We start from the raw sequence: 17505 nt of genomic DNA, 5'->3' as shown, positions 1-17505 counted from the left end.
TGCCCGGCGAGGTTCAGCGTCCCGATGTCCCGCGCCTGGACGACGGTGGTGTGCTGTCCGCCGGTGACGGTGTTGTGCACCTGCCCGCGCTGGTCGGTGACGGGCATGTGGGTGTGGTCGCCGGTGATGACGGTGCCGGCGTTCCCGCCGATGACGGTCGCCCGCTTCCCGCCCCCGTCCTCCGCGGTCGCGGGCGCTGTGGCAGGAGGGGACGGCGGCGCCGAGACCGGCGGGGCGGCCGCGCCGGTGTCCGCGCCGGGCCCGCCGTCCGGCACCTCACCGCCCTCGAGGGCCGGCGGTGGGCAGGGCTGCGCGGGCGAAGTCCTGTTCTTGCGCCGCCAGGGGAGTGGGGGAGTCATGTGTGGTTGCCGTCCCCGGTGACGGCCTCGCCGATGTTCCCGCCCACGACCGCGGAACGCTCCGATGCCGCCGACGTGCCGCCTGCCGGCCTGACCGGAGCTGCGCATGTCCCATTGCCGCCGGTCGGTGGGGGCGGGGAGGGCGTCTGTGTGGCGGGTGTGCGGTGCGGGGCGTGGACCGAGACGGCTGGGCCGGCGAGTCCGGCGATGCTGCCGGTGATGCCCGCGACCTGCCCGGCCGTGTCCGGGTCGACCGCCACGACCAGGGCCATCGGTCCTACTGAGACCAGGCCGCACACCGCGGCAACAGCCCCTACTGTGCGTGTCCTCCCCGCCATCCCTCCATGCTGCCGCGCCGACCGCTCACCTGTCCGGGCAACCGCACACCGGCCGCGTCACAACCGCGCAACGCACCGAAGGAGCCCGTCGAGCCGCAACCAGCCCGACGGCCGACCCCCGCGCCACTCCGCTCTCGGCCCGCGGTCGTCCCCGGATCCGGCCGCCCGCGTGCTCAACCGAGGCCCCACCGAAGTGTGGGGAAGGCGCCTGGCGCCCTCGTCACCTCCCGTCAATCCCTCCTTGACCGGACACGCGGTCGGCCGGCGCCCGGGTCCGCCGCGCCGGTCTCCCCGGCGTGGACGGCACCGGCCCCCACCTCCACCTCCGCGCGTTCGCCGGCCCCGGCGGGCGCGGGCCAGGCGATCTCGTAGTACCGCACCCGTTCGTCCTCTCCCACGTACCGCATCCCGGCCGCCTCCATGACCCGCTGGGAGGCGGTGTTGTCCAGGTCGGCGTCGCCCTTGACCAGGGTGAGGCCCTGCTCGCGGGCGAACTCCAGCAGACGGCGCAGCGCCTCCGACGCGTACCCTCTGCCGCGCACTTCGTGGACGAGGCCGTAGCCGATCACGCCGACGCCGTTCACCGGCCGGCCGTTGAAGCCGAGGCCGCCGATGGCGCGGCCGTCGTCGCGGCGGCGGATCTGGTAATCACCGAACGGCCGCTGGTCGCCGCTCTCGGCACAGCGCCTCAGGAAGCTGCCGGCCGCCTCGGTGTCCATCGTGGTCGGGTACCCGGGCGACCACAGGTCGCCGTCCCCGGGCTCGCGCGCCGCCACCCGTTCGGCCTCGGCCGGGGAGAGCGGGTGGAGGATGAGCCGTTCCGTGAGGAGATCGTCCATGGAGCGGGGATACCACGCCGGGCGGCGCGGCGCGCCTGATTTTTTCCGGGCCGGAGACTGCCGTCGGCCACGCTTGTCGGGCCGGGAAGCGGTGGGACGGAGTTGGCCGATGTCAAGGACGTGGTAGGGGTTATGCCTGTCCCCGTGCCCGGTGCCGCTTCGCGTACGACCAGGTCACCGCGGTCATCAGGGCCGGGATGGCGAACAGCGGGGCGAAAGCGAGCCCCCAGACGGTCTGTGCCGTATCGCTCGACATGTACGTCCGGCTCTCGACGGTGAAAGCGACCACGAGTTGCCACAGTGCCACCAGGACCAGGACGCCCGAGGCGGTCCAGGCCAGCGGGGTGAGGACCCTGGGGTGCAGCGGTCTCCACCGGTCGCTGACGAGCAGCAGCGGAAACAGAGCGGCCAGCTCGGTGAGGACCGAGAGGCCGACGACGTATGCGATGCCCCAGCCTGGGATGTCGAAGACATCGCGCAGCACTTGGTCGCTGTAGCCCACATGGACACCGGATGCCATGGCGATGCGCCACAGGCCCGACGGGACGGCGCACAGCGCGATGGCGTGCGCGGCGCGGCGAGCCCACACAGGCGCAGGTGCGTAGGCGGGGAGAGGGGCGATCGCTGTCGTCATGACGTACATGCTGGCCTGGACACGGCGGCCACGCTTCCTCCCCCACGGCGAACCGTATCCGCCCTGCGGATGAGGGCACACCCGCCAAGGGAGGACCTGAGGAGGGCTCACTCACCGCACGGGCCGGGTCGTCCAACCGTCCAGCGGTCGAGGACATCGCGACCAACGCGGTGAACGGTTCGCGGTCACAGCACTGGCGAGGCGGGCTCCGGCCGTGAGGTCACCCCTCCAAACGGCCGTGCGGTCGCGCAACGCGAAGACATGCGAGAAAGCCCCGCCCTTGCCGTGGGGCGAGGAGTGGGCTTTCTCTTTGTTGAGCGGGGCGGTGCGGGGCTCAGGAGTGGTAGCCCACCCAACTGCTCGCGCCGTAGCCCGATTCAACGGAGCTGTACACCGCCACGGAGTCGCGGTCGACGTGCAGGAAGACGTTGGGGTGTTTCAGCTCGCTCATGATGTAGCCGAGCTCGCCGTCGTAGTGGAAGCGCATGCCGTCCCTCCACTCGCATCTGCTCGTCCAGACGGCGTTTTCGTACCAGCTCTTGCTGTCGGTGGCCAGGCAGAGACCCGTGGCCTTGTTCTGGAGTTGCAGCGTCGGATGGATCGTCCCGTCGGAGCCGCGCCAGTCCCACTGCTGGAAATTGCTGCCGGTACACCTCGACATGAACACCTTTGCCGTTCCGCCGTTTAGCTGACCGCTGGTCAGGCACATGGTGCTCGTGCTCGGCGCGAGGCGGTTCTCGAATGTCCAGTAGACGGGAGCGGCTTCGTTCGCCTGTGCGGAGGCAGGCTGGAGGACTCCGACACCTGCGGCCAGCGCGAAGATCGCTGCCGCGGCGCTCAGGCGCTTCTTGAGCTTGCTGATCAACATGGGCACAACATAGCCGGGAGGGCACGCGCTTCACCAGATCCGAACCGATCGGGTGTGCGGAGGAAAAGGGCAAGGGGTACCGAAATCCGTTACTTTTCCATGGAGTCCCGACGCGGATAATCTGCTGTTCGGTTGAATTTCATGCGCTGTTCATCAAGGGTGGTTTGACGCCCCCGTGTTCGGCTCCGAGGGAACGGCTGAGGGTCGAATCGGGCGGGGTGGCGTCGGCCGGTTCACGACATTTGATCAAAACGTATGATTGCGAGCCTGCGCACTTTGCGCGCCAGGGCGTTGTTTCGATACTTCCTGTCCCTTTCTTCCGCTCATGCCGTTGATTTCGGCCCTGGTGGGGCGCGGGCCTCCCGGTTATATTTCAATGCATGAGACTGACGCGTATCAAGAAGCACTGGAGCACCGCGGCCGCGGTATTCGCCCTGGCGTTGGGTTTCGGGCTCGCGCAGCCGGCCGCCGCCCAGGCCGATGCTCAGGCCCCCGTGTACTGGACCTTCATGAACGGCACCTTCGATCAGGGCCACTGTCTGACGGGGGGACAGAAGAACGCGGACGGCACCGGGAAAGCCTACATGTCATGGTGCAACGGAGGCTTCCAGCAGCAATGGGACTGGCGTGGTTCGGATTCGACGCATCCCCAGTACCTGCTGTTGCAGAACCGGGCCACGGGCCTGTGTCTGGCCACTGACGCGAAGAGCAATGTCAAACGTCGTCTGGACCAGCGCATGCGAATGGAGGTCGGGTATGCGCTTCCGATTCGAATACAACGACGCCGGAAGTTCAGGAAGTCTGACCGTCAATCTCACCCTCTCGAGCGGCGGCAATTACATCCCGCTGAGGCCCGCGGAATCGGGCGCTGTGTACGGTGGGTTCGGGGTCGGAGACTGGGACTGGGTCCCTTCTCACACCTGATACGCGGGCGGTATCGAAGTTGAGCAACTCGTGCTGTCGGTGAGGGTGCATTCGTTGGGCAGCCTCACCGACATGCGGGCGGCGCTCAGGTCGTGAGCCCGGCCCGGCAGCGCGGGTGAGAGCCACAGCAGCCGGCCGCGCTCTCCGGCTGCTCTCGCCGCTCCGGCGCCGGCGCGCCGGCGCTCTGCCGGGTGGCATGGGCGCCGTCCCCGCCAGTATCCGGCGTCACTCGGCTCCCATGGGGCCCGCCGCCGACGAGGAGAGCACGGGTGCCGGGGATTCACGGTGGATCGCGCCCGTGGTTCCCGACAACCGGGCCCCCGTGCCGCCGTGGCGGAGGAGGAGCATCTCGGAGAGGATGGACAGGGCCGTCTCCGCCGGACTGGCGCCGCCCAGGTCGAGCCCCGCGGGGCAACTGAGCCGCGCCAGTCGGTCGCGCCGCACTCCCGCGGACAGCAGCGAGGCCCTGCGCCGCTCCGCGCTGCGGCGCGACCCCAAGGCGCCGACGTAGGCCAGGTCCATCCGCAACGCTGCCTCCAGCAAGGGCACTTCGAACTTCGCGTCGTGCGTGAGCGAGACGACCACGGTCGTGCCGTCGACGCGCCCCGCCGCGGCCTCGGCGGCGAGATGGCGATGCGGCCAGTCCACGACGACCTCGTCGGCGTCCGGGAAACGCGCGGGAGTGGTGAACACGGGCCGCCCGTCGCACACGGTCACCCGGAAGCCGAGCAGCGCGCCCTGGCGGGCCAGCGCCGAGGCGAACTCGCTGGCGCCGTAGACCAGCAACCGGGGTGGGGGCGCCAAGCAGTTGACGAACACACGCGGGCCCCCGACGGAGCCCGCGTCGGCGGACTCGGTACGGAACGTGCCGGAGCGCCCCTGGCCGAGCAGTCGCCGGGCCCCTGCGGCGGCCTCACCGTCGAGGGCGCGGTCGCCCGTGCTCCCGATCGCGCCGTCGGCCCAGCACACCAGGTGGGCGCCGGCGCGCACGGACCCGCCGGACTCGACGACCGTGGCCAGGGCGACGGCGGTCCCGGCCCGTGCGCGGTGCACGAGGGCGCCCAGTTCGGGGAAGGACCGCCGGTCGACGCGCTCGACGAAGACCTCGATGGTCCCGCCGCACGTCAGGCCGACCGCACCGGCGTCGTCATCGCTCACCGCATAGCGTTCGAGCACCGGATCGCCGTCCCGCATGGCCTGCTGAGCCAGGTCGTACACGGCCCCTTCCACGCAGCCGCCCGACACGCTGCCGGCGACAGTCCCGTCCGGAGCGCAGAGCATGACGGCTCCCGGATGGCGGGGAGCCGAGCCGAACGTCGACACCACCGTGGCGAGCCCGCACGGCGCGCCGGCCTCCCAGAAACGGTGCAGCCGCTCCCAGAGGTCATTCATCACGCAGCTCCGATGATCTTGTCCGGGGTGATGGGCAGGTCCCGGATGCGGCGCCCGATGGCGTGGTACACGGCGTTGCCGATGGCCGCTGTCATCCCGGTCATCGGGGTCTCCCCGAACCCGCGTGCGCCGAGGGCCTCCTCGTTGGCCGGGTCCGGCTCGTCCACGAAGATGGTGTGGACCTCGGGGATGTCCGCGTTGACGGGCACCAGGTAGCCCGACAGATCGGGGTTGACGATCCGTCCTGTGCGGTGGTCGACCATCGTGTGCTCGGTCAGGGTGAAGCCCACGGCCCAGACCGCGCCGCCGATCGCCTGGCTGCGCAGCGTCCTGCGGTTGAGGACCCGGCCGGTGTCGAAGGCCCCGACCATGCGGGTGACGCGGACCTGCCCGAGCCCGGGGTCGACGCGCACCTCGGCGAAGACCGCTCCGGTGGAGTAGCCCGGGGGGATGGGAACAGGGCTGGTGGTGGCCTCCACCGGCTCACCGTGTCGGGTGATGACCGCGCGGACGCTGTCGCGGCGCCTGGGCCGGCGGGTGTCGTACAGGGTGCCGCCTTCGACGGCGACCTGGTCCGCCGGTAGGCCGTACAGGGGGGAACGCGTGTCCGCGACGGCGATGTCGATCACGCCTCGGCGGGCGGTGGCGCAGGCCCGGTTGACGGCGGCACCGACACCGGGCACGGTGGCGGACGCGGCGGAGACGAAGGCGAACGGGTGGTCGGTGTCCCCGAGTTCGAAGTCCACGTCGCCCAGCTCCAGCCCCAGGCTCTGCGCCGCCACCTGGGACATCACCGTGTAGGTACCGGTACCGATGTCGTGGGTGGCCACCTGGACCACCGCCTTCCCGTCGGCGGAGATCACGACGCGGGCACCGGCCCCCGGCCTTCCGCCGGCCGTGTGCGCCGCGGTCGCCATGCCCCAGCCGATCAGGCTGCCGCCGTCGCGCATCGACCCGGGGCGCGGATCGCGCCTGCTCCAGCCGAACGCGTCCGCACCGCGGCGGTAGCACTCCCGGAGGTGCTTGCTGCCGAAGGGTTCGCCGGTGTCGGGGTTGACCGAGGTGTGATTGCGCAGCCGAAGCTCGATGGGGTCGATGCCCAGTTCGTGGCTCAGCTCGTCGAGCGCCGATTCCAGGCCGTGGGAGGCGACGACCTCCGGTGAGCGCATATTGCTCGGAGCGGGCAGGTGGAGCCGCACCGCCCGCTGGACGACATGCACGTTGGGGCAGGCGTACAGCATGCGGGTGGGCTCACAGGTGTTGAACAGCAACTCTTCGGTACGGCTGACCTGGGACGTGGAGATGTGCTCGATGGCGGTGAGGGTGCCGTCCCGTTCGGCTCCGATCCTCAGCCGCTGGTGGGCTTCGGCGCGGTGGCCGTTGCAGGTGTAGGTGTGGGCACGGGTGAGCACCAGCTTGACCGGCCGCCCCAACCGGCGGGCGACGGCGGCGGTGAGCATGGTGTGCGGCCACACCGGGCCCTTGGCGCCGAATCCTCCGCCCAGGAACGGGGACAGGACGCGGACGTTCGCGTCCGGCACGCCCTGCGACTCGGCCAGGCTGAGCTTGGTGGCGTTGATGCCCTGGGCGGTCTCGTGCACAGTCAACCGGTCGCCGTCCCAGACGGCGGTCGTCGCGGACGGTTCCATGGGATTGTGGTGGTGCATGGGCGTGGTGTAGTCGACGTCGATGCGGACGTCCGCCTCCGCCAGCCCTGCGGCGAGGTCGCCACGGGTGGTCTCGTTGGGGCCCTCGAGGCTCTGCGAGGGCACGAACGCCTCGTCCATGGATGCGGCGAGACCCACCTGGGGAGCGCGTGCCTCACAGGAGACGACGACGAGCGAGGCGGCTCGCTGGGCCTGCTCCAGGGTCTCGGCCACCACGTAGGCCACAGGCTGGCCGCTGTGGTGGATGTCCGCGTCCTGTAGGGGGATGACCCGCTTCCAGTAGGCGGCGCCGGGCGATGTGGGCACTGCCAGGCGGGGCATGTTCCGGTGCGTGAAGACGGCGACCACACCGGGCGAGCGCTCGGCCTCCCGGACGTCGATGCCGGTGACGCGTCCGTTGGCGATGGTGCTCAGCACCAGGAAGCCGTACAGGGCTCCCGGGACCTGGACGTCCGCGGCGTAGCCGGCCGCCCCGGTGACCTTGGCGCGCCCGTCGACCCGGGCGACGGGCCTGCCCACGATCTGGCTCATTTCCGGCCTCCGAGGTCCTCGAGGATGTGGGCCAGGGCGCGCTGCACCAGCTCGACCTTGAACGCGTTGTGCTCGCGTGGGGCAGCGCCTTCGACCAGGGCGCGGCCGGCTGCTGCGATGGTGGTTCGGCGCAGGGGGCGGCCGCGCAGCGCCTCCTCGGCCCGGGGCGAGCGCCACGGCCGGGTCGCGATGCCTCCGAACGCCAGCCGGACGTCGGTGACCACCCCGTCCTGTCGGGTCAGGGCGGCGGCCACGGAGACCACGGCGAACTCGAACGCGGCCCGGTCGCGCAGCTTGAGGTAACGGGAGTCGACCGCCAGTCGGCTCTCGGGGATCTCGACACCGGTGATGAGCTCACCGTGGCGCAGCGCGGTCTCCTGGTGCGGGGTGGAGCCGGGCAGGCGGTAGAAGTCCCCGATGGGGATGGAGCGGCGGCCGTCCGGCCCGAGGGTGAGCACCGTGGCTTCCAGGGCGCTCAGCGCGACGGCCAGATCGGACGGGTGGACAGCGATGCAGTGATCGCTGCCGCCGTGGATCGCATGCCGGCGGTTCTGCCCGCCGATGGCCGGGCAGCCGCTGCCGGGCTCGCGCTTGTTGCAGGCACTGCCGACGTCCCGGTAATACCAGCAGCGGGTCCGCTGCATGAGGTTCCCGGCGATGGTGGCCCTGTTGCGCACCTGCGGGGACGCGGAGGCCAGCAGGGCCTCGGAGACGACGGGGAACCGCTCACGGACCGACGGGTGGTCGGCGACATCCCCCATGCGGGCCGTGGCCCCGATGTGGAGCCGGCCCTCACCCAGGCCGATGCGGGACAGGGGGAGCCCGCTGACGTCCACGACGAGGTCGGGGGCGAGGACACCGTCCTTCATCAGATTCGTCAGTTCGGTCCCGCCCCCGATGAACGCGCCGCCAGGGTGGTCCGCGACCAGACCGACGGCCTCGGAGACACGCGAGGCACGCGCGTAGTCGAAAAGCTTCACCGCCCGGTTCCCTTCGCCGCGTCCCGGACTGCTTCGACGATGTTCGGGTAGCAGCCGCACCGGCACAGGTTTCCGCTCATCCAGTCGCGGATCTCGGCGTCGGAGCCGGTGTGGCCCTCTCGGATGCACGCGACGGCCGACAGGATCTGCCCGGGGGTGCAGAAACCGCACTGGAAGGCGTCACGTCGGATGAACGCCTCCTGCACGGGGTGCAGCGCGTCCCCCGAGGCCAGACCCTCGATCGTGGTGATCTCCCGGCCGTCTTCCATGATCGCGAGTGTGATGCACGACTTGACGCGTCGGCCGTCGACGAGGACGGTGCAGGCGCCGCACTCGCCGCGGTCGCAGCCCTTCTTCGTCCCCGTCAGGCCGAGACGCTCACGTAACGCGTCCAGCAGGGTGACGCGGGACTCGACGGTGAGTCGGCGTTCCACCCCGTTCACACGGAGGGTGACCTCGCCCGCCGACGCCGGCGGCAGGAGGGGCTCCGCGCCGTCGGAAGCGGCGAGCGCGGTCGGCGCCACGCCGCCCGACGCGGCCAAGGCGGCGCTGACGGCGCCGGCCTTGAGCACGCCGCGGCGGCTGTGCCCGTCGGTTGAGTGGTCCTCGTTCTCGTACATGCGTCTGTGTCTCCTCGCGGATACGTGACGGAGAATGCGCGTTCCTCGGCGCGGGGCGGCGCCGGCGATCAGCACGTCTCGGTGCCGTGCACGGGGCATCCCGGGCGGTCACCCGGGCGGAGGCGGCGAAGGCGACCTCGTGGGCGGTGCGGAGGAAGGAGGAGCAGGGTGGCTCGGGCCGTGGCGGACCGCCTCACGCGAACGAAGCGACCCTGGCGTCACGTCAGAGGGCGAACCGACCCCTGACGCCGTATCGGGGACAGGTAGTACAGGAAGGACGCGGTCGGTCCAGAGGGCGTCCGTGGCGCCGAAAGCGAAGGTCCGCGGCGCTTCGTCCGGATGGAGCGCCGCGGACAGGACCGGCAGGTGGGCGGCCACGGATGCAGCCTGTGCTGTTCGCCATGACCCGGCCCTCTTGAATATATGGACGACTTGTTCACTCGTTACGATACAAGGAAATGTACAAGCAGTCCACAAACTTGATGGCAGCGGTACGGGAGCACCCCCCCCGGTCATGCCCGGCGTGATCCGCGGGCAGGGACGGTGGCGGCCGCCGCGACGGCATCCGTGCCAAGACCTGCGACCGGCGGAGGTGCCGCCGTCGCTCCGCGCTCGACGCGTGGGGAACGCTCAGCGGAGGGCGCCTCGCCGATGGACGCTCCTCACGGCGCCGCGCCGCGCAGCGCCTGGTCGACCAGGCGTTCCACGAGCGAGTCGTCGAGGGGGACCTTGAGTACGAGCAACCGGTGGTAGCAGGCTCCCCACAGTTGATCGACGATGACGTCGAGGTCCGCGTCCTCGCGCAGTTGACCCTGCTGCTGGGCGGCGCGGAGACGGATGCGGGCGAGCTCGCGGCGGGGCAGGGCGTAGCTCTCCGTCCATGAGCGGGCGAGGTCCGGGTCCATCTGGGCGGCGCCGATGAGCTCGGACACGGGTTTTCCCGCGCCCTCGTCCGACAGCCAGCGCACGAACGCGCCGAGCTGGGCGATCAGGTCGGCACGCACATCGCCGGTGTCGGCGAAGCTCAGCGCGCGACGGCTTCGGGCGAAGTACGCCTCGGCCGCGAGGGCACCCGGCGACGGCCACCACTTGTAGAGGGTCACCTTGCTCGATCCCGCCTCCGTCGCGACGCGGTCGAACGTGACGGCTCGCAGACCGTCTCTCAGCAGGATTCGCCCGGCTGCCTCGAGCACGCCCGCACGCACCTCCGCGGCCGGCCGACGACCTCGTCCTCGGCGAGCGGTCGAGCTCCCGGACATGGCCAACCTCCTTCGTGGGCTACGCGCGCATTTCTGTGCCGCAGCTAATGGACAGGCCGTCCACATCATACGGAGATCCGGATGATGGCAGCCGCCCGAGCGCACCGGGACAGTCCGCGGACAGCCGTCACCGGCTGACGGGGTCCGGCTGTTCCTCCCGCATCGCCCGGAGCATGGCACTCGCACCGGCCGATCGCTCAGCCGCCGTGACCATGACCGTCTCCCGTCTGATGACGAGCGCGGGGTCGCGGACACGCAGCCACTTCACGCTCCGCGGGACGGCGTCGGCCGCCAGCCGAGGAAGGACGGAGACCCCCAGTCCGGCGGCGACGAGCCCCAGCCGGGTCTGCCAGCCGCGGGCCTCATAGGCCACCCGAGGCGCTTCCAGGGTGGGCCAGGCGCCGAACTGGGGGCTGCCTTCGTCACCGGACCCGACGATCCATGCCTCCTGGGCCAGGTCATCGATGTGCACCTCCTCACGGGAGGCCAGCGGGTGGTCGGCGCTGACGACAACGCCCAGGCCCCGGCCGGTGGGCACGGCTTCGACGCGCAGGCCCGTGAAGTCGTAGTCGGGAAGGCCTTCCCCGATCGCCACGACGGCCACCTCGATGCGTCCCGCGCGCAGGTGGCGCAGTTGTGCGGGGCTGGACGCCTCCCACAGGCCCACGGTGAGGGCCGGATGCGCCGCGCGCAGGCGTGCGATGGCCCGCGGCACCAGGCTTGCCGCCGCCGTCGGGTAGGCGCCGACGGCCAGGCGGCCCGCGAGCCGGTCGCGGAGCCCGGCCATCTCCAGTTCGGCTGCTTCCAGTTGGGCGATCACCTGCCGGGCGTGCCGCAGCAGGGCCTCTCCCGGCTGCGTCGCCCGCACCCCGCGGGCATGCCGTTCGAACAACGAGGCTCCGGCTGCGGCTTCGGTGGCGCTGATCTGCCGCGAGATCGCGGACTGGGTGTAGCCCAGCGCCTCCGCCGCCGCGGTGAACGACCCCCGCTGAGCCACTTCCAGCAGGACGCGCAGGCCGGTCAGCGTCAGTTCCGCCATGATCGAGACGATATGCGTGGCGTTCAGAGCTGGCAAGGGAGCCCCTCCGCCTCCCTCATGGCACACCCGCGCCGCTCCCATTCGTCGCCCAGTTGACGGGGCCTCGCTCAATCGACGGGCGCAGGATGTTCCGCGTCTGCGGCGTACGCGCTGTCGCGCTGTGATTCCAGGGCGGCGAGCCGCGCCCGGACGGTGGCGGTGACCGCCTCGTAGGCGTCGGAATTCAGCAGTAGCCGCAGGGGCGGATTCTCGGACAGCGCCGCCTCGATGGTGGCGTGCGCGACACCCGACTGACTGCCGACCATGTCCTCGACCCGGACCTCGGGGACGTCCATCGGACCGCCACGGTACGGCTCACCGAGCGGAACCCGCTCGGCCGCGTCGAAGAAACCGGTCCGGACCATCCCGGGCTCGACGAGCATCGTCCTGATCCCGAAGGGGGCCACCTCGTTCGCCAGTGCCTCGAAGTAGCCCTCCACACCCCACTTGGTGGCGTGGTAGATCGCGAACCCGGGGAACGTGATCTGCCCGCCCATGCTCGACATCTGCACGAACACGCCTCCGCCCTGCTCACGAAGGTGGGGAACCGCGCGGCGGGCGAGCTGGACGGAACCCGTGAGATTGGTGGCGATCACCCTCTGGACCTGCTCGTCGCTGAGATCCTCGGCCGCGCCGAAGACACCGAGGCCGGCGTTGGACACGACGACATCGATGCGCTCGTGCTCGGCGAAGGCCCGGCTCAGCACCTGCTCGATCCCGGCGGTGTCGGTCACGTCGAGACGGCTGCGCCACAGGCGGTCACCGTACTGCTCGGCGAGGTCGTCGAGTTGCTCGGGCTTGCGCAGGGTGGCGGCGACCCGGTCGCCCCGGGCCAGCACCTGCTCGGTCAGTTCACGGCCGATGCCACGGGAGGCTCCGGTGATGAGCCAGGTGGTCATGATCTCTCTCCTGCCATTTCCGGGGAACACCTCCAACCTCCCTCCAGGAAGCCATGTGCACAAGCGATACTTGTCGATGCCAGACATGACGGATACGCATGGCGGGCGGCGACGGCGAGGCCGACACCGTGCACCGGGCCAACGCCACCGTCGCCTCCCCGCACCACTCACAGCGCGATGCCCGTCGAACGCCGCGCAGGCGCCTGCGAACCGGACGCTGTCCTCTTCGCCACGCCCGAGGCGGTACGTTCCGGAGGAACGAGCCCACCCCCGGCGGCCGGCCAAGGCCGGGTCGGAGATCCGCGGCGGGGTCCGGGCCGCGCCGGCCCGGCTGCGCCTGGCCACGGCCGTGAGCTGGGCCGCCGCACGGACGACCGACCCGGCCCCCGGCGGCCCGCCTGCCGCCGGGCGGGCACGCTTCCGGCCCCGCGTCCGAGGCGCGCGCTCAGCCGGCCGGTGCCTGGCGGGAGGCGCACTGCCGCAGCACGTCCACCGCGCGGGTGAGCACGTCCGGCGTCGCCGTGAACGGCAGCCGCAGATGGTGCGCGAGCGTCACCCCGTCGGCCGCGAACAGCGGGCCCGGGGTCACGGCCAGACCGTGCCGGCCGGCGCTCGCCGCCAGCCCGGCGGCCGTCGTGCCGTCGCCGAGGCGCAGCCACAGCGACAGCCCCCCGTCCGGGACCGAGTACCTCCATCCCGTCCCGGCGAGCAGCCCGGCCAGGTGGTCGCGCTGGGCGCGCAGCCGCTCGCGCCGGTCGGCCAGCACGCCGGCCAGTCCCTCGCCCAGCAGCTCGGCCGCGAGGACCTGCTCCAGCGGAGGCGGGGAGAGCTGTGCCTGGAGCGGGTTGAGCAGCAGCTCCCGCACGAGCCGGGCGCCGGCGCGGATCCAGCCGACGCGCAGGCCGCTCCACAGCGTCTTGCTCACCGAACCGATCTGGACCACCCGGGGGCCGGCCAGGTGGGGCTCGGTCCCGGCCGGTGTCCTCAGGTCGAGTTCGCGCATCGTCTCGTCGGCGAGGAGGGTCAGCCCGTACCGTTCCGCGACGCCGGCGACCTCGGCGCGGGCCGCCTCGTCCATGTGGGCGCCCGTGGGGTTGTGGAAGTCGGGGACGAGGCAGGCGAGGCGGGCGCCCCCGCGCCGCGCGGCGGCCGTGAGCCGGCCGGTGTCCCAGCCACCGGACGCGGACACGGACACGGGCAGCAGCCGGGCCCGGCGGTGGCGCAGCACGGCCAGCGTTCCCGGATAGGTGGGGCTCTCCACCGCGACGGGCCCCCGGCGGCCGGTGTGCAGATGGTCGAGGAGCAGGGTGAGGGCGGCCCGGGCGCCGGAGGTGACCAGGATCTGCTCGGGGCGGGTCGGCAGGCCCGCCCGGGTGTAACGGTGGGCCAGGAGGTCCCGCAGGTGCGGCAGCCCCCCGGTGGCGACACCGGAGTCGAGCAGCAGGGCGGCGCTGCGCCCGGCGGCCCGGTCGAGCGCGGCGAGGAAGGCGCCGTGGGGCGCGGCCGTGACGGCGAGGGTGAGGTCGAGCGGCGCGTCGCCGGCCCCGCCCCCGTCCAGGGACCAGGGCGCGGTGCGCTCGGTGAGCCGGGCGGGCAGGCGGACGACGCTGCCGCTGCCGTGCCGGGTCCGCAGCCAGCCCCCGTCCCGCAGCAGGGCCAGAGCCGCGACCACCGTGCCGCGGCTGACGCCGAGGACGCGCGCGAGCTCCCGTTCGGACGGCAGCCGGGTGCCGGCGGTCAGACGGCCGTCGGCGACGGCCTCGCGGACGGCGGCCGCGAGCGCGCCGGCCAGCGGCCCCCGGCGCTCCCGCCAGTCGCCGAGGGCGGCGGGGAATCCTGACGTCACCGATCCAGTTTCCCCCAAGTGGACCAGTCGCGGACGGCGGGTACCGCCTAGGCTCCGCCCCATGCACCGCACCCTCGCCGACGACCTCACCCGGCTTCCCGAACTCCTGCAATCCGCCCGCGACCTCGCCGCCCGGGAGGTGGCCGGTCTGGCCGAGCGACCCGTGACCCGCCTCGACGCGGCGCCGGGCCCCGAGGCCCTACCAGACCGCGGCGTCGGGGGCGAGGCGGCGCTCACCCGGTTCACCGAGCGGTGGGCGCCGGGCTTCTCCGCCTCGGCGGGCCCGCGCTACCTCGGCTTCGTCACCGGCGGCGCGACGCCCGCGTCCCTCGCCGGCGACTGGCTGACCGGCGCCTACGACCAGAACGTCTCCAACAGCGCCGGCTCCTGGGCCACGGCGCTCGAGCGGCAGACCACGGTGTGGCTGCGGGAGCTGTTCGGTCTCGGGGAGGCGCACAGCGGGGCGTTCGTGACCGGCGCGACCGCGTCCAACACCGTGGGTCTCGCCATCGCCCGCGAGTGGCTGGGCGAGCGTCTCGGGGTGTCGGTGTCGCGGGACGGCGCGGCCGCCCTGGGGCCGGTCGACGTGCTGTCCGGCAGCCCGCACTCCAGCGTCTCCAAGGCGCTGTCGGTGCTGGGCATCGGCCGGGACCGGCTGCGGCACGTGCCCGTGGCGGCGGGCGGACGCGAGGCCGTCGACGTCGCCGCGCTCGACGCCGCCCTGACGGAGCTGGGCGGCCGGCCCGCGATCGTGGTGGCCAACGCCGGCACCGTGAACACCGTCGACTTCGACGACCTGCGGGCGATCGCGGCCCTGAGGCAACGGCACGACTTCTGGCTGCACGTGGACGCGGCGTTCGGTGCCTTCGCCGCCCTGTCCCCGCGGTACGCGCACCTCGTCGACGGCCTCGACGCGGCCGACTCGGTCTGCGTCGACCTGCACAAGTGGCTCAACGTGCCCTACGACGCGGCCGTCCAGTTCACCCGCCGCAGGGACCTTCAGGTCGCGGTGTTCCACAACGCCTCTCCGTACCTCGGCCTCCCCACGGGCGACCCCGACCAACTGCACCTCACCCCGGAGAACTCCCGGCGGCTGCGCGCCCTGCCCGCCTGGTTCTCCCTCGTCGCCTACGGGCGCGCCGGGCACCGGGAGATCGTCGAGCGGAACGCGGCGCTCGCGCACCGCCTCGGCGAGTACGTCACCCGCACACCGGGGCTGCGGCTGACGGCGCCGGTCCGCCTGAACGTCGTCTGCCTCACCCTGGCCGGCAACCCCACCCAGGAGCGCGTCGGCGCCCTGGCCCGCGCGGTCGCCGCCACCGGCGAGACGTTCCTGACGCCGACCGTGCACGACGGGACCCCGGCGCTGCGCGCGGCGTTCAGCAACTGGCGCACGTCGGAGGCGGACGTGGAACGCGTGGCCGACGCCCTCGCCTCCGCCCTGGACGCGACGGCATGACACGACCGCACCACCCCGGACGGCCCACCGTGCGACGGCGAAGCGGACCTCCCCGGACCCGCCGCGGCACACCGGGGGCGCCTCGGATCGATATCACGTGACGGGCGGACCGCCGGCTCGCCCACCGTCCTGCCCCGGGGGCGAGATCCCGGGGCGGGCCAACGTGGTGGACGCCGAGGCCGAGCTCGGGCACCGGATCGCGCGCCGGGAGCGCGACGCGCGCCGCCTTCAGAGCGAGGACGTGCCGCGTGGGGGAGAACTCACCAGCGGCCACGCCTTCATGGGCGCCGACCGCCCAGCCCGGCGTCATTCAGCGGCCCGCCCGGTGCCACGTCGCCGTGGTGATGTCCCAGAGTGCTCGTGGGGGTCCGTGGCGACGTGGCGTTCCGGGAAGCGCTGCACCTCGCCGCCGTGCGGGCCGCCTCGGCCGGGTGGACGACGGGCGAGTGGCGCCTCGCGCCCTCCGGAGGAACGATGGCCATCGGGGAGAGGATCACTGGAAGGGCTTTCCATGCGTCGTGCACTGATCATCGTCGATGTGCAGAAGGACTTCTGCGAGGGCGGCACCGTTCCGGTGAAGGGCGGCGCTGACCGGACCGCGGCCATCGCCGACCTGGTCCGGCGCGCCGAGGGGCAGTACGCCGCCGTCGTCGCCACCCGCGACCACCACATCGACCCGGGCGCCCACTTCTCCGAGAACCCCGACTTCCACGACTCGTTTCCCGTGCATTGCGTCGTCGGCAGTGAGGGAGGTGAGTTCCATCCGGACTTCGTGCCCGCAGTCGACTCCGGACACGTCGACGAGGTCTTCTTCAAAGGCAGGCACTCCGCCTCGAAGAGCGGCTTCGAAGGCTCGGCTCAGGACGGCACGACACTGTCCGCCTGGCTGAGAGCCCGCGACATCACCGAGCTCGACGTCGTCGGCATCGCGACCGATCACTGCGTGAAGGCCACCGCGCTGGACGGAGTGCGCGCGGGCTTCACCGTGCGGGTCCTGCTCGACTACACCGCCGGCGTCGCCGCCGACACCACGCGCACCGCACTCGACGAGCTGCGCCGGGCCGGTGTCGCGCTGAGCGGCGCACCTGTCGTCGTCTCCTGAACACCCGCGGCGGCGCGGCCCTCGCCGGGGCCCGTTGACCGTGGGTGGGGCGGTCAACGGGGGGCGAGGCGGTGGATGGCGACGACGGGGACCGAGCGCGCACCCGCCTGGTGGTAGGTGCGGCAGACCGCGTCGGTGATCTGGGCCGTGGCCGTCCTGGCTCGCTGGTGCCAGGGGCGCCGGCTGCCCACCAGCACGCTTGCGGGCTTGGTGGGCACCTGCGGCGAGCGGCCTACCGGTGCTGGCCGATGGCGTTGTTCAGTGCGCCGTCTGCGCGGGTGTTGCTGTTGTTGTTCCCGCTGATCTGCGGGTCGCTGTCGATGTTCGTGTTCAGCAGCGAGACATGGTCGAGGATCTGGGCGTTGTTGAGAGTGCCGTCGGCGATTCCCGCGTGCGCCGGGGCGGTGGCCATGACAGCCGTGCCGATGGCGAGAACGGCAGTGGCGAAGATGCTGTGCTTCATCATGATCTGATCAACGGCCGTCGTCGTCGAAGGTCACCGTCGCCGGGCGTTCCATCCGTGCGCTGAGCAATGTGGCCTCGCCCCGCGGTGACAGGATGGCCGCTTGGATCGACGCCGTCGGCGTCTGTGGAGAACTCGCCGGAGCTGAGACGGCCGGCGCGTGGGACCGCGACGCCCCGCCCGAGACCGGGCACGCCCTGAGCGCAGGGGGCGGGGCGTCGCGGGGTCTCGGGTGCCGTCCGGGTGC

Annotated in this window: 16 protein-coding genes and 1 pseudogene; 3 read left to right on the top strand and 14 right to left on the bottom strand. The window is 72.2% G+C overall.

The window, feature by feature from the left end; all coding sequences use genetic code 11:
- The 4 genes and pseudogenes from ACYVO2_RS21055 to ACYVO2_RS21040 all read right to left on the bottom strand — a co-directional run.
- Positions 1-359, bottom strand: a pseudogene (locus tag ACYVO2_RS21055) (hypothetical protein); the annotation flags it as partial.
- Positions 360-927: 568 nt separating this feature from the next.
- A complete protein-coding gene (locus ACYVO2_RS21050; protein WP_461009462.1) occupies positions 928-1536 on the bottom strand; it encodes a GNAT family N-acetyltransferase in 609 nt (202 codons plus the stop codon).
- Between the two features lie 130 nt (positions 1537-1666).
- Positions 1667-2125 (bottom strand): hypothetical protein, encoded by a 459-nt coding sequence (locus tag ACYVO2_RS21045; RefSeq protein WP_461009461.1) that lies wholly within the window; start codon positions 2123-2125, stop codon positions 1667-1669.
- Between the two features lie 379 nt (positions 2126-2504).
- Positions 2505-3038 (bottom strand): hypothetical protein, encoded by a 534-nt coding sequence (locus ACYVO2_RS21040; RefSeq protein ID WP_461009460.1) that lies wholly within the window; start codon positions 3036-3038, stop codon positions 2505-2507.
- Positions 3039-3418: 380 nt separating this feature from the next.
- On the opposite strand from ACYVO2_RS21040, the gene ACYVO2_RS21035 reads away from it, so the two are divergent.
- Positions 3419-3985 carry a hypothetical protein gene (locus tag ACYVO2_RS21035; RefSeq protein WP_461009459.1) on the top strand — a complete coding sequence of 189 codons (567 nt, stop codon included), beginning with the start codon at positions 3419-3421 and terminating at the stop codon, positions 3983-3985.
- 202 nt (positions 3986-4187) lie between these two features.
- Here the strand turns inward: ACYVO2_RS21035 and ACYVO2_RS21030 are convergent, their stop codons facing one another.
- The 8 genes from ACYVO2_RS21030 to ACYVO2_RS20995 form a co-directional block, all read right to left on the bottom strand.
- Positions 4188-5354: an XdhC family protein gene (locus tag ACYVO2_RS21030; RefSeq protein WP_461009458.1), complete on the bottom strand. Its 1167-nt coding sequence runs from the start codon at positions 5352-5354 to the stop codon at positions 4188-4190.
- Complete coding sequence (locus ACYVO2_RS21025) at positions 5354-7552, bottom strand: xanthine dehydrogenase family protein molybdopterin-binding subunit (protein WP_461009457.1); 2199 nt, start codon at positions 7550-7552, stop codon at positions 5354-5356. The genes ACYVO2_RS21030 and ACYVO2_RS21025 overlap by 1 nt, the downstream gene beginning before the upstream one ends.
- The gene (locus ACYVO2_RS21020; protein ID WP_461009456.1) at positions 7549-8532 is read right to left on the bottom strand and encodes an FAD binding domain-containing protein; all 984 of its coding nucleotides are present in this window, start codon (positions 8530-8532) and stop codon (positions 7549-7551) included. The genes ACYVO2_RS21025 and ACYVO2_RS21020 overlap by 4 nt, the downstream gene beginning before the upstream one ends.
- Complete coding sequence (locus ACYVO2_RS21015) at positions 8529-9152, bottom strand: (2Fe-2S)-binding protein (RefSeq protein ID WP_461009455.1); 624 nt, start codon at positions 9150-9152, stop codon at positions 8529-8531. Before ACYVO2_RS21015 ends, ACYVO2_RS21020 begins: the two co-directional genes overlap by 4 nt.
- Positions 9153-9814: 662 nt before the next feature.
- Positions 9815-10411 (bottom strand): TetR/AcrR family transcriptional regulator C-terminal ligand-binding domain-containing protein, encoded by a 597-nt coding sequence (locus tag ACYVO2_RS21010; RefSeq protein WP_461009454.1) that lies wholly within the window; start codon positions 10409-10411, stop codon positions 9815-9817.
- A 127-nt stretch (positions 10412-10538) separates the two neighbouring features.
- Positions 10539-11450 (bottom strand): LysR family transcriptional regulator, encoded by a 912-nt coding sequence (locus tag ACYVO2_RS21005; RefSeq protein WP_461009453.1) that lies wholly within the window; start codon positions 11448-11450, stop codon positions 10539-10541.
- Between the two features lie 107 nt (positions 11451-11557).
- On the bottom strand, positions 11558-12388 hold the full coding sequence (locus ACYVO2_RS21000; RefSeq protein WP_461009452.1) for an SDR family oxidoreductase: 831 nt from the start codon (positions 12386-12388) through the stop codon (positions 11558-11560).
- A 445-nt stretch (positions 12389-12833) separates the two neighbouring features.
- Positions 12834-14234 carry an aminotransferase-like domain-containing protein gene (locus tag ACYVO2_RS20995; RefSeq protein WP_461009451.1) on the bottom strand — a complete coding sequence of 467 codons (1401 nt, stop codon included), beginning with the start codon at positions 14232-14234 and terminating at the stop codon, positions 12834-12836.
- 61 nt (positions 14235-14295) lie between these two features.
- On the opposite strand from ACYVO2_RS20995, the gene ACYVO2_RS20990 reads away from it, so the two are divergent.
- Complete coding sequence (locus ACYVO2_RS20990; protein ID WP_461009450.1) at positions 14296-15693, top strand: pyridoxal phosphate-dependent decarboxylase family protein; 1398 nt, start codon at positions 14296-14298, stop codon at positions 15691-15693.
- Between the two features lie 511 nt (positions 15694-16204).
- Positions 16205-16795 (top strand): isochorismatase family protein, encoded by a 591-nt coding sequence (locus ACYVO2_RS20985; protein WP_461009449.1) that lies wholly within the window; start codon positions 16205-16207, stop codon positions 16793-16795.
- A 53-nt stretch (positions 16796-16848) separates the two neighbouring features.
- Here the strand turns inward: ACYVO2_RS20985 and ACYVO2_RS20980 are convergent, their stop codons facing one another.
- Both ACYVO2_RS20980 and ACYVO2_RS20975 read right to left on the bottom strand, forming a co-directional pair.
- Positions 16849-17013 carry a hypothetical protein gene (locus ACYVO2_RS20980; protein ID WP_461009448.1) on the bottom strand — a complete coding sequence of 55 codons (165 nt, stop codon included), beginning with the start codon at positions 17011-17013 and terminating at the stop codon, positions 16849-16851.
- Between the two features lie 14 nt (positions 17014-17027).
- Positions 17028-17261, bottom strand: a complete 234-nt coding sequence (locus ACYVO2_RS20975) for a hypothetical protein (RefSeq protein WP_461009447.1) — start codon at positions 17259-17261, stop codon at positions 17028-17030.
- Positions 17262-17505: the final 244 nt, after the last annotated feature.

Source organism: Streptomyces capparidis (genome assembly GCF_054782095.1).
This window is presented reverse-complemented; position numbering and strand designations above follow the sequence as displayed.